Here is a 12784-nt window from a genome sequence, read left to right on the forward strand (position 1 = left end):
TTAAATAAGTTAAAATAAATATGTTAAGTCGATAATTTTTCTTCAAGGAGAATGCTTATGCCTCTAAATCTTGAAAACGAAGATGCAAACGTAAATTCTACGGATTTTAAGAAAAAACCTACCAAAAAGACCAAGGAAATGCTTGAGGAGAATACAAGACAGATTGAGGAACTGACAGCTTCTCAGTCAGAACTTGATTCAGAACTTGCTGCCCTTGAAAAAGAGGAGCAGGCTCTTGGCGAGAAATCTGCCCTTAAGATGAAGGTTAACCACAAGAAGTTCGGCGAAGGTGTGATCACCAAGCAGGATGGTAAGTATATTGAGGTTAAGTTTGCAGACGTTGTTAAGAAATTCGTCCTCCCGGGATGTATTGCTAACAAGTTCCTTGAAGTTGAGGATGAGTCGATTCTTGATTATTATCAGAAATGTAACGACATTCATGAAAAGAAGATATCTACAGAGCTGAAGATCAAGTCTGCAACCTATGCAATACAGAGGCATGAGGATGCAATCGAGAGATTAAAAGCAAAACTTAAATAAATACGTAAATAAAATGCCACGGCGTTTGCCGTGGCATTATTTTATGTCTTTATATCAAACTACTTTCTTGTGTTCTTCCTGAACTTTCTTCTGTGCGGTTGAGAGCATAAGCTTAATTCTGTTAAGCTGGTTAACCTCTGATGCTCCCGGATCGTAGTCGATGGCAACAATATTGCAGCCGGGATACATATGGCGCATCTGCTTGATAACACCTTTACCAACAACGTGGTTTGGAAGGCATCCAAAAGGCTGTGTGCAGACGATATTGGTTGCTCCTTCATGTATAAGCTCTACCATTTCTCCTGTAAGGAACCAACCTTCACCGGTCTGGTTACCGATGGATACGATAGGTTCTGCATACTTAACAAGTTCATAGATACTTGTAGGCGGATCGAAATGTACACTCTTTTTAAATGCTTTTGTAGCACCGACTCTGAGCTTTTCAATAAGCCAGATAGCACCTCGCATAACAAGAGCAGTCTTCTTGGATGTTCCAAGCTCTTTTGCCTTATATATCTGATTGTAGAAGCAGTAGAGCATAAAGTCGATAAGGTCAGGAACAACGGCTTCGGCACCTTCTGACTCAAGGAGTTCAACAAGGTGGTTGTTGGCTGCAGGAGCAAACTTAACAAGGATCTCGCCGACTACACCAACTCTTGGCTTAATCTCATCTGTAAGCTCGATCTTATCGAAGTCTTCTACGATTTCGCGACAGATCTTCTGGAACTTTGTATAGCTCATATGCTTGGAAGTTACGAATTCAATCGCAACCTTTTTCCACTTCTCATGGCAGGCATTTACTGATCCCTTGACCTTCTCGTAAGGACGCATACGATATACGCATCTCATGAACACATCACCGAATATAGCGCCGTAAGCGGCTCTCTGAAGCATCTCGGCATTGATATGGAAGCCCGGATTAGCCTCTAACTTGGAGAGGTTAAGAGATACTACAGGAATCTGCTCCATGCCGGCTTTTTTAAGAGCTCTTCTGATAAAGCCAACGTAGTTGGTAGCTCTGCATCCGCCACCTGTCTGAGACATGATGACAGCAGTTCTGTTAAGGTCGTATTTACCTGAATGAAGTTCATCCATGATCTGACCTACAACCCAAAGTGAAGGGTAGCAGGCATCGTTATTAACATATTTAAGACCCATATCAATCGCATGCCTGTTGTCGTTTTGCATAACAACGAAGTTATAACCGCAGGCTGCAAATGCAGGCTCTAAGATGTCAAAGTGAATAGGTGACATCTGAGGGCAGAGAAGAGTGTAATTCTTTCTCATTTCCTCTGTGAAGAGCACTCTGTTATTGGCTGTTGATCTGATGGTTCTCTTCTGGTTTTTCTGCTTTCTTACACGGATGGCTGCAAGTAGTGAACGAACACGGATCCTTGCACTTCCAAGGCTGTTTACCTCATCAATCTTGAGGCAGGTGTAGATCTTATCTGAACCTGAAAGTATATCGTTTACCTGATCTGTTGTAACTGCATCAAGTCCGCATCCGAAGGAGTTGAGCTGTATAAGATCAAGGTCGTCGCGCTCTCTGACGTAGCTTGCTGCTGCATAGAGTCGTGAGTGGTACATCCACTGGTCTGATACGATAAGAGGTCTCTCGGGCTTGCCAAGGTGAGATACACTGTCCTCAGTAAGAACAGCAACGCCGTAAGAGCAGATCATATCAGGAATACCATGGTTGATCTCGGGATCGATATGATAAGGACGACCGGCAAGAACAATACCGTGTCTGTTATTTTCTTCCATCCATTTAAGGGTCTCTTCACCCTTGATCTGGATGTCTTTTCTTGCGATGGCCATTTCTTCCCATCCGTCTTTTGCAGCATTTATTACCTGCTCGGCGGGGATTTCCTTAAACTCTTTTACAAGAGCATCGGTTACAGTCTCGATATTTGTAAAGGCCATGAATGGGTTTCTGAGCTTGATCTTACCGCCTGTAATTGCCTCGACGTTATTCTTAATGTTCTCTGAATACGATGTAACAATAGGGCAGTTATAATGGTTGGTTGCGCCCTCAACCTCTTCACGCTCATAGAAAAGACCTGGGTAGAAGATGAAGTCAACATTCTGCCTTATAAGCCATTCCACATGTCCGTGTGAGATCTTGGCAGGATAGCATTCTGACTCACTTGGGATTGACTCAATACCAAGCTCATAGATCTGATGAGTTGATCTGGGTGAGAGAACAACTCTGAATCCAAGCTTTGTAAAGAAAGTGAACCAGAATGGATAGTTTTCATAGAAGTTAAGTACTCTTGGAATACCAACAGTTCCTCTTGTTGCCTTATCTGCTTCAAGAGGCTCATAGCCAAAGAGTCTCTTATACTTGTAGTCAAAGAGGTTAGGGATACCCTCGGCGTTCTTGACCTTACCGATTCCTCTTTCACATCTGTTACCTGATATGTGTTGACGACCACCTGTGAACTTATTGATTGTAAGTCTGCAGTGGTTTGTGCAACCCTGGCAGGTAGTCATGCTGGTTGAATACTGAAGGATGTTGATCTGATCGATGGAGAGCATTGTTGTCTTGTAATCCTCAGTCTCTCCGTATCTTTCTCTTGCTATAAGAGCAGCACCGAAAGCACCCATGATTCCGGCAATATCAGGTCTTATTGCTTCAGCGCCTGAGATGATCTCAAATGCACGAAGAACAGCGTCGTTGTAGAAGGTTCCGCCCTGTACAACGATGTGCTCACCAAGGTCCTTGGCATCTGAAACCTTGATAACCTTAAAGAGAGCATTCTTGATTACAGAGTATGCAAGACCTGATGAAATATCAGCTACATCAGCGCCTTCCTTCTGAGCCTGCTTAACTCGTGAATTCATAAATACTGTACATCTTGTTCCGAGATCTACAGGGTACTTGGCATAAAGAGCAACCTTGGCGAAGTCCTGAACACTGTAATCAAGGGACTTGGCAAAGGTCTCGATGAAGGATCCGCAGCCTGAAGAGCAAGCTTCGTTGAGCTGAACGGAATCAACTGAGTTGTTCTTGATATGGATGCACTTCATATCCTGACCACCGATATCAAGGATGCAGTCAACCTTGGGGTCAAAGAAAGCAGCAGCATTGTAGTGAGCTATTGTCTCAACCTCTCCGTCATCAAGAAGAAGAGCAGACTTAAGAAGAGCCTCACCATAACCTGTTGAGCAGGCTCTTGCAATCCTTACGCCCTCGGGCATAAGCTTGTAAATCTCCTGAATTGAGGAAATGGCTGTCTTAAGAGGACTTCCGTTATTGCTTGAATAGAAGGAGTAAAGAAGATCTCCGTCCTCACTTATAAGTGCACATTTGGTGGTTGTTGAACCTGCGTCGATACCAAGGAAAGCATTGCCTTTGTAGCCCTCGAGCTTTCTGGTCTTAACGCGGTATTTGTCCTGACGGTCCTTAAATACCTTGTATTCCTCTTCATTTCTAAAGAGGGGATCAAGTCTTGAAACTTCGGCTTCCATAACGATCTTGCCTGAGAGCTTATCAACCATCTCATCCATGGTGTAATGAGTCTCTTCCTCAGCGTTCATGGCAGAACCGATGGCAGCGAAGAGATGAGAGTTATCAAGGTTGATTGCATGCTCATCATCAAGATTAAGAGTTCTGATAAATGCCGCACGGAGCTGGTCCAGGAAGTGGAGAGGACCACCTAAGAATGCAACATGTCCGCGGATTGGCTTACCACAGGCAAGTCCTGAAATGGTCTGGTTCACAACAGCCTGGAAAATGGATGCTGAAAGATCCTCTTTGGTAGCACCTTCATTGATAAGAGGCTGGATGTCAGACTTGGCAAATACTCCGCATCTTGCTGCTATTGTATATAGTGAATTGTAGTTTCTTGCGTAATCGTTAAGACCTGTTGCATCTGTCTGAAGGAGGGAAGCCATCTGGTCGATAAAAGAGCCTGTACCTCCGGCGCAGATACCGTTCATTCTCTGCTCAACATTGCCGTCCTCAAAGTAGATGATCTTGGCGTCCTCACCACCAAGCTCAATTGCTACATCAGTTTTGGGAGCAATGGCCTTAAGGGAAGTTGATACAGCAACAACCTCTTGTACAAAGGGAACTTCCAAGTGCTTGGCAAGTGTAAGTCCGCCGGATCCGGTGATAACAGGGTGTAGCGTTATGTTACCGCACTTTTCCTGGGCCTCTACCAAAAGGTCTCTGAGAGTTTCCTGTATGTTTGCGAAATGTCTTTTATAATCGGAGAATACAATATTGTTTGTATTGTCCAAAAGAGCAATCTTAACGGTAGTTGAACCGATATCAATACCTAATGTGTAATCCTTGGAAATCATAGTATACCTCTTTTTCTTCTTATTATATGTTGCAGAAGACAAACACTATGATTATAATGCACTAGTGGTTAAAAATCAACGAAAACAAATTGTGCAAAATATGATAATATAGATTAGGCGAATAAAGAAGGAAAGAGGTCTTTTACATGAATAGATTCTTAAGTGAGATGGAAAGAAAATTTGGAAGGTATGCCATAAACAACCTTACACTCTATATAATCGTCCTTTATGTCATAGGTTATGTCATCAAATTATTACCAAACGGAGCTATGATACAGAGCTATTTAACACTTAATCCGTACCTTATCCTGCATGGACAGGTCTGGAGACTGGTATCCTGGGTGCTTCTTCCACCCACAGCCCTCAGCATCTGGCTTCTCATCACATTGTACCTGTACTACTTCATAGGAACTACCATGGAGAGAACAGTCGGGTCATTTAGATATAATGTCTTTATTTTCGGCGGAATGATCCTTATGATACTGGCTGCTTTTGTTTCTTATGCATGGGTCTGCTTTAAATTCGGATCCAGAGGAGAAGAGGCAATTGCAAGCATGATGATGTACTACTCGGGAGTGTTTAGCACCTACTATGTTCAGGAAATGGTATTTTTATCATTTGCCATCAGCTATCCTGAGATACAGCTTCTTCTTATGTTCATCATCCCCGTTAAGGTTAAGTATCTTGGAATTCTATATGCAGCATACATGGGATTTGAGGCAATCTTCAGCGGAATTATAGGCGGAGATATCCCGATTCTTATTGCGATCCTTTTCCAGTTTATTAATCTTGGACTGTTCTACATTTCGACAGGAAGGGCTCATCACCTGCGTCCAAGTGAGAATCGCAGAAGGGCTCAGTTCCAGCAGAGCGTAAAGATGGCGCCAAAGGGAATCACAAGGCATAAATGTGCTGTTTGCGGTAGAAGCGAAACGGACGACCCGAACCTTGAGTTCAGATTCTGCTCAAAGTGCAACGGCAATTACGAATACTGCCAGGATCATCTCTTTACACATCAGCATATTAAATAACACATTTTAGGAGCATTATGGGAAACATAGATAATAAGGAAAAAGAATTTGCGGAGACCCTGAAGTACGTAACAAGACTTGCCAGGGAAAATAAAAATGTCATTTCAAAAGAACAGGTGGATGATGCCTTTTCTGAACTGGATCTCGATGAGAAGCAGCTTCAGATGGTATATGAATACCTGAATCAGCACAATATCGGTATCGATGAGGCTATAGATACTTCCGATAACCTTACAACTGAGGAGAACAACTACCTTCAGGACTACCTTGAGAGCCTTGAAGGTCTTGAGAAATTATCTGATGGTGAGAAGGAAGTTGCAGCAATGGCTGCCATCGCCGGTGACAAGAATGCTCAGGACAAGCTTATCGAGAACTATCTTCCCCTTGTTGTTGATGTTGCAAGAATGTACGCAGAACAGGGAGTATTTCTCGAGGACCTCATCGGAGAGGGAAATGTTGCACTGACTAAGGGCGTTACCATGCTTGATGCGGTAGGAGAGCCTTCAGAGGTCGAGAGCTTTTTATACAAGCTCATGCTTGATGCCATGGAGAAGATAATAGAAGAGAACCTGGCAGAAGATACCGGAATGCAGAAGGTCCTTAACCTGGTAAACGAAGTTAATGATAAGGCAAAAGAGCTTTCGGAAGACCTTAGACGTAAAGTCACCGTTGAGGAGCTGATGGAAGAGACCGGTTGGGATGAAGAGAAGATCCGCGACGCCATTAAGTTTAGCGGCGATAATATTGAAGACATTGATACAGGCAAGAATGAGAAGGCATGAATAATATAGTTAACGAAGACGATTTTAAGTATTATATGCAGGATATAGAAAGATACTATTTCGGAGCAAGGTACAATTATCAGGAACTCCTTGATAACGAAATGGTACCTTTCAAATTCAAGACCATCATAACCAAGTACCTTAAGGATGATGTTGATTATGACACAACTCTTGAGTCACATCTGTATTATCTGACTAAAGAGGGCTTTGATTACAAGATATATAAACAGCTGAAGGGGAGAATAAGAGTATCCCAGTACAAGAATCCTGACAAAAAGGAGAAGGGCTTTAAGGAAAAGATATATACCTGCGAACAGCTATCTTCAATTGAACCTGAAGAAAAAGAGAGACTTGGCATGATAGTGAGAGAACTTATCATTTCAAAGCTTGCGCTTTTTGCTTTTTCTGTCTGAATAAAAATAAGCATAAAAAAATCACCCGGAATAATCCGAGTGATTTATTTTTGCGATTAAGCTCTTTCAACTTTGTTGGATCTAAGGCAGCTTGAACATACATTCATTCTCTTAGTAGCTCCGTTAACCTTAACTGCTACGTGCTGAACGTTTGACTTCCAAACTCTGTTAGATCTTCTATGAGAATGGCTTACGTTGTTTCCGAAATGAACGCCCTTGCCACAAATTTCACATTTAGCCATTTTGACACCTCCTTATAAGCCATGTAAAAGTTCATATAGCAAATTTCTGCGGAAATTTCCGCAACATTGATATATTAGCAAACATTCAAAAAGATTGCAAGCAAAATATGAAAAATTTATAGTTTATTTTTTTTCAAAGTACGTTATAATAAAACATGTATGCGAATTTGAAGGTTACGCATTAAGGAGGATAAATAATGAAGGCTTCAGTGGTTAACACTCACATGGGAAATATTTCTATTGATAATGAAGTTATTGCCCAGTATGCTGGTGCGGTTGCGATGGAGTGCTTTGGAATCGTTGGAATGGCTAACGTAAACGTCAAGGACGGTCTTGTTAGTCTTTTAAAGCTTGATTCCATGACAAGGGGCATCAACGTTACCCTTGACCAGAACAACAAACTAAAGCTTGATTTTCATGTTATTGTAGCATACGGCGTTAGTATTTCTGCTGTATCAGAAAATCTTATTGACACTGTTAAATATAAAGTAGAAGAATTTACGGGGCTTGAAATCGAAAAGATAAATATCTATGTCGAAGGCGTCCGTGTCATTGATTAAGTCGATTTTAAGTTCAGGAGGATTTTGTTTTGAGTAATAATTCTATTGACGCTAAGATGCTTTCAAAGATGTTTCTTAGCGGAGCCAAGAACCTTGATGCAAAGAAAGAATGGATAAACGAACTGAATGTTTTCCCTGTACCCGACGGTGATACAGGAACAAACATGACTATGACCATTATGTCAGCAGCCAAAGAGGTTCAGAGTCTTGGTGATACAACAGATCTTGGAGCAATCTGCAAGGCTATTTCTTCAGGGTCACTCAGAGGTGCAAGAGGTAACTCAGGTGTTATCTTATCCCAGCTTCTTCGTGGCTTTACCAAGGTTGTTAAGCAGCATGACGTGATCACTGTAAATGTTCTCTCAGAGTCTTTTGAAAAGGCTGTTGAGACAGCATATAAGGCTGTTATGAAGCCCAAGGAAGGAACAATCCTTACCGTTGCCAAGGGAGCAAGTGAGAAGGCTCACGAGCTTGCAATGGAAGGCTGTGATGATATAGAGACCTTCTGCGATGAAGTTATCAAATACGCTGAGGAAGTTCTATCAAAGACTCCCGATATGCTTCCTGTTCTTAAACAGGCAGGCGTTGTGGATTCAGGCGGACAGGGACTTGTTCAGGTACTTAAGGGCGCACGTGACGGTTTCCTTGGAAAAGAGATTGACCTTACTATCAGCGAGGATGCAGGAACTCCTGGTGCCAAGGCTGTTCCCGGATCAGAGACTACCAAGGAAGACATCAAGTTTGGCTATTGCACAGAGTTTATCGTACTCCTTAATAAGCCTCTTAACGTTAAGCAGGAAATAGATTTCAAGGGATTCCTTGAGTCAATCGGTGACAGTATCGTTATGGTTGCCGATGATGAGATCTGCAAGGTCCACGTTCACAGCAATGACCCCGGCCTTGCAATCCAGAGAGCTCTTATGTACGGACAGCTCTCAAACATGAAGATCGATAACATGTGGATGGAGCACAGAGAGAAGCTCTTCCATGAGAATCAGGACGGATCATGGTCAGAGATCCAGACTGAGATAAACGGAGCTGCAGAGCTAACACCTACCTACAGTGCCGGAGATGATATTCCTCTCGGAGACAAGGTTGAGATGACACCTGAGCCGGAAGAGGATCTCGGACCTCGTAAGGATGTTGGTTTTGTAACTGTTTGTGCCGGATCAGGACTTGCAGAGATCTTTAAAGGCCTCGGTGTTGATTATGTAATCGAGGGCGGACAGACTATGAACCCTTCAACTGCAGATATTCTCGACGCAGTTGCCAAGGTCAATGCAGATACAGTTGTAGTTCTTCCTAACAATAAGAACATCATTCTCGCAGCTAATCAGGCAGCTATCATGTCAGAGGACGGAGACGATAACAAGAAGATCGTTGTTGTTCCAAGTAAGACAGTTCCTCAGGGAATCACAGCTATCATCAACTATGTGCCTGATGTTGCAATCGATGATAACATTGCAGCTATGACAGAATCTCTTTCAACAGTTAAGACGGGAGAGGTTACCTACGCTGTAAGAGATACAGTTATTGATGATGTTACTATTAAGCAGGGTGATTACATGGGAATCGGTGACAAGGGAATCCTTGATGTAGGCTCCGATATCGCAGATGTAACCTTCGGAATGCTTGAGAAAATGATGAGTGATGAGCTTGAGCTTATCAGTGTATATTACGGAGACGAAGTAGAGGAAAAGGACGCAGAAGCGCTTAGAGACAGAATCCAGACTCAGTATCCACAGTGTGATGTGGAGCTTCAGTTTGGTGGTCAGCCGATCTACTACTATGTTGTTTCCGCTGAGTAAAGCTTTTAAAGCCGGGCTTAACAGTCCGGCTTTTTTTGTCCGTTAGACTATGGGGGTAAAGCTTTGGGGAGAAGTGAATTACAGGAAAATATAATCGAGCTTAAGGGAATAGGTGAAAAGACCGGCAAACTTTTTAACAAGATAGGCGTGGTGACCCTGGGAGACCTTCTTTATTACTTTCCGAGGGGGTACGATCTTTTCGATGCGCCCAAAAGAGCTTGCGACCTTAAGGAAAATATAATCTGTGCCTGTAAACTGACCATTATCGGTTCTGTAACAAGGCGCCATGTAAGAAATCTGTCTATTGTCGCTTTTGAAGCTGCTGATGAGACAGGAAGGGTCAAAATGACTTTCTTTAATGCGCCTTATCTGGTTAATTCCATTAAATCCGGAAGTACATATATATTCAGGGGAGTGGTTCGCAAAAAGGGAAATTTCTTTTCCATGGATCACCCTAAGATGTATAAGGTTGAGGAGTATGCGCCTCTTATTGGAAGTCTTCAGCCCAGATATCCTCTTACAAAGGGGCTCTCCAACAATACCGTTATGAAAGCTGTTGAAAAGGCTTTTATAAATGTTGGAAAGCTTGAGGAGTTTATGCCTGAGGAAATCTGTGACAGACTTGATCTTATTGGATTTTCCGAAGCGCTTCATTCCATACATTTTCCAAAGAATGCTGAGGATCTGGAAAATGCCAGAAGGCGACTTGCCTATAACGAATTTCTTGTATTTGTCTTAAAACTTCGTCTTCTTAAGCAGAATTCTGAAGAGATAAGAAACAATTATCCAATGATCGAGGTGGCAGATACGACAAGGCTGATTGAACAGCTTCCCTATAAGCTTACGGGAGCGCAGCTACGTGCCTGGGATGACATAAAAAGAGATCTCGGCGGCGGTTTTGTAATGAACCGTCTTATACAGGGAGATGTTGGCTCCGGTAAAACGGTCCTGGCTCTTCTTGCGCTTATCACTACAGCTGCCAACGGCTATCAGGGGGCTTTGATGGCACCTACTGAGGTTTTAGCTGCACAGCACTATGAGAGTTTTAAAAATCTTATCAGGAAATACAACATAACAAGCCTTAAGATAGCTCTTTTAACAGGAGCGTTATCTGCCAAGGATAAAAAGGAAGTACAGAGGCAGATCGCAGAAGGCGAAGTCAACTGCATAATCGGTACAAATGCGCTTATTCAGGAAAAAGTAACCTATAAGAATCTGGCACTTGTTATAACCGATGAGCAACACAGATTCGGTGTAAGGCAGAGGGGGACCTTTGCTGAAAAGGGTGAAAAGACCCATGTACTTGCGATGAGTGCGACACCTATTCCGAGAACTCTTGCAATTATTCTCTACGGAGATCTGTCCATATCGATTGTGGATGAGCTTCCGGGAGGCAGAAAACCTATAAAGAACTGTGTTGTCGGAACAAATTACAGACCTACAGCCTACAAGTTTATCGCAGATCAGGTCGCCGGGGGAAGTCAGGTCTATGTTATCTGCCCGATGATTGAAGAGGGAGAACTGGACGGAGTTGAAAATGTTGTAAGCTACACCCAGATGCTTAAGGCTACGCTTCCCGAGTCCGTGAATGTCGAAATGCTTCATGGAAAAATGAAGCCTGCGCAGAAGGATGCCATTATGGAAGCTTTTGCGAGAAAAGACATAGATGTACTGGTTTCCACAACTGTAATCGAGGTTGGCATAAATGTTCCCAATGCCACAGTTATGATGATAGAAAACTCTGAGCGATTCGGCCTTTCACAGCTTCATCAGCTGAGAGGAAGAGTCGGAAGAGGCGATAAACAGTCCTACTGTATATTCATCAATTCATCCGATGATGAGGATGCGGCTAAGAGACTTGATATCATGAACAGATCAAATGACGGTTTCGTAATTGCTGAGGAGGATCTAAAGCAGAGAGGCCCCGGAGATCTCTTTGGAGTAAGACAGTCGGGAGAGCTTTGTTTTAAGGTCGGAGACATTTATCATGACAGTGACCTGGTAAAAGAATCTGCCATGGATGCTGACAGAATTTTGTCAGAGGATCCTGAGATGAATCTTCCACAACATACAGTACTTAAGGAGCTTATAAGCACAAAATCTGCAAATTTTGTTGACTTTACCACTTTATAAAAGTAAGATATTTTTAGTAAATAAGGTAGAAAATAGGAGGAGTGTTGGCATTTGCCAGCCAATTGTATGTCTAAGATAGCTATCATTACCGACAGTAACAGTGGTATCACCCAAAAAGAAGCTGAACAACTCGGCATTTTTGTTGTGCCTATGCCATTTATGATAAACGGTGAAGACTTCTTTGAGGATATTAATCTGACTCAGGATCAGTTCTACGAGAAACTTGCTGAAGATGCCAGTGTGTCAACCTCGCAGCCAACGCCGGAATCTCTTTTAACTCTTTGGGACAAGGTGCTTAAAGATTACGATCAGATCATTTATATCCCAATGAGCAGTGGATTGTCAGGATCATGTCAGAGCGCATATATGCTTGCTCAGGAGGAGTACGAGGGCAAGGTATTTGTTATCGACAATCAGAGAATCTCAGTTACACAGAGACAGTCAGCTCTGGATGCCAAGGCTATGGCAGATGCAGGATATACAGCTGAACAGATCAAGGACAAGCTCCTTGAAATGGCGCTTGATGCAAGTATCTACATAATGCTTGACACACTCCATTATCTTAAAAAGGGCGGAAGAATAACTCCCGCTGCAGCTGCTCTTGGTACACTACTTCGTCTTAAGCCGGTTCTGCAGATCCAGGGAGAGAAGCTTGATGCTTTTGCCAAGGCAAGGACCACAGCTCAGGGCAAGAGCATTATGATAAATGCCATCAAGGCAGATATTGAGAACAGATTCGGTGGAATGGAAGCCGGTGATTTCCTTATTGCCGGGGCATACACTAACAACCTGGAAATTGCACAGGAATGGAAAAAGGAGGTTGAAGCTGCCTTCCCGGGACATGAGATGCACATGGATCCGCTTTCGCTTTCGGTAGGATGCCATATTGGACCCGGAGCTCTCGCTGTAACAGTATCGAGAAAGCTTCACTTATGAAAAAAGTATTTATGAAATAAAAGGGGTTATA

General features: G+C 42.8%; 10 protein-coding genes. 8 read left to right on the top strand and 2 right to left on the bottom strand.

What is annotated here, in order from left to right; genetic code table 11:
* Positions 1–57: 57 nt before the first annotated feature.
* Positions 58–540 carry a hypothetical protein gene (locus tag G633_RS0101950; RefSeq protein ID WP_022767196.1) on the top strand — a complete coding sequence of 161 codons (483 nt, stop codon included), beginning with the start codon at positions 58–60 and terminating at the stop codon, positions 538–540.
* A gap of 54 nt (positions 541–594) precedes the next feature.
* Here the strand turns inward: G633_RS0101950 and G633_RS0101955 are convergent, their stop codons facing one another.
* Positions 595–4848 (bottom strand): 2-hydroxyacyl-CoA dehydratase, encoded by a 4254-nt coding sequence (locus G633_RS0101955; RefSeq protein WP_026518910.1) that lies wholly within the window; start codon positions 4846–4848, stop codon positions 595–597.
* A gap of 146 nt (positions 4849–4994) precedes the next feature.
* Here G633_RS0101955 and G633_RS0101960 point away from each other — a divergent pair, with 146 nt between their 5' ends.
* The 3 genes from G633_RS0101960 to G633_RS0101970 are packed head-to-tail and all read left to right on the top strand — an operon-like array spanning position 4995 to position 7074.
* On the top strand, positions 4995–5879 hold the full coding sequence (locus tag G633_RS0101960) for a hypothetical protein (RefSeq protein ID WP_022767194.1): 885 nt from the start codon (positions 4995–4997) through the stop codon (positions 5877–5879).
* Positions 5880–5896: 17 nt separating this feature from the next.
* Complete coding sequence (locus tag G633_RS0101965; protein WP_022767193.1) at positions 5897–6661, top strand: hypothetical protein; 765 nt, start codon at positions 5897–5899, stop codon at positions 6659–6661.
* The gene (locus G633_RS0101970; RefSeq protein ID WP_022767192.1) at positions 6658–7074 is read left to right on the top strand and encodes a hypothetical protein; all 417 of its coding nucleotides are present in this window, start codon (positions 6658–6660) and stop codon (positions 7072–7074) included. Before G633_RS0101965 ends, G633_RS0101970 begins: the two co-directional genes overlap by 4 nt.
* Positions 7075–7130: 56 nt before the next feature.
* Here the strand turns inward: G633_RS0101970 and rpmB are convergent, their stop codons facing one another.
* Positions 7131–7316, bottom strand: a complete 186-nt coding sequence (rpmB, locus tag G633_RS0101975) for a 50S ribosomal protein L28 (protein WP_022767191.1) — start codon at positions 7314–7316, stop codon at positions 7131–7133.
* A gap of 197 nt (positions 7317–7513) precedes the next feature.
* Between rpmB and G633_RS0101980 the strand changes: the two genes are divergently transcribed.
* The 4 genes from G633_RS0101980 (at position 7514) to G633_RS0101995 (ending at position 12753) form a co-directional block, all read left to right on the top strand.
* The gene (locus G633_RS0101980) at positions 7514–7876 is read left to right on the top strand and encodes an Asp23/Gls24 family envelope stress response protein (RefSeq protein ID WP_022767190.1); all 363 of its coding nucleotides are present in this window, start codon (positions 7514–7516) and stop codon (positions 7874–7876) included.
* Positions 7877–7905: 29 nt separating this feature from the next.
* Positions 7906–9684, top strand: a complete 1779-nt coding sequence (locus tag G633_RS0101985; protein ID WP_022767189.1) for a DAK2 domain-containing protein — start codon at positions 7906–7908, stop codon at positions 9682–9684.
* Positions 9685–9747: 63 nt separating this feature from the next.
* The gene (recG, locus tag G633_RS0101990; protein ID WP_022767188.1) at positions 9748–11817 is read left to right on the top strand and encodes an ATP-dependent DNA helicase RecG; all 2070 of its coding nucleotides are present in this window, start codon (positions 9748–9750) and stop codon (positions 11815–11817) included.
* Between the two features lie 66 nt (positions 11818–11883).
* Complete coding sequence (locus G633_RS0101995; protein ID WP_022767187.1) at positions 11884–12753, top strand: DegV family protein; 870 nt, start codon at positions 11884–11886, stop codon at positions 12751–12753.
* The last annotated feature ends 31 nt before the right edge of the window (positions 12754–12784 follow it).

Source organism: Butyrivibrio sp. FCS006 (assembly GCF_000424525.1).
In the GTDB taxonomy this organism is placed as follows: Bacteria; Bacillota; Clostridia; order Lachnospirales; family Lachnospiraceae; genus Butyrivibrio.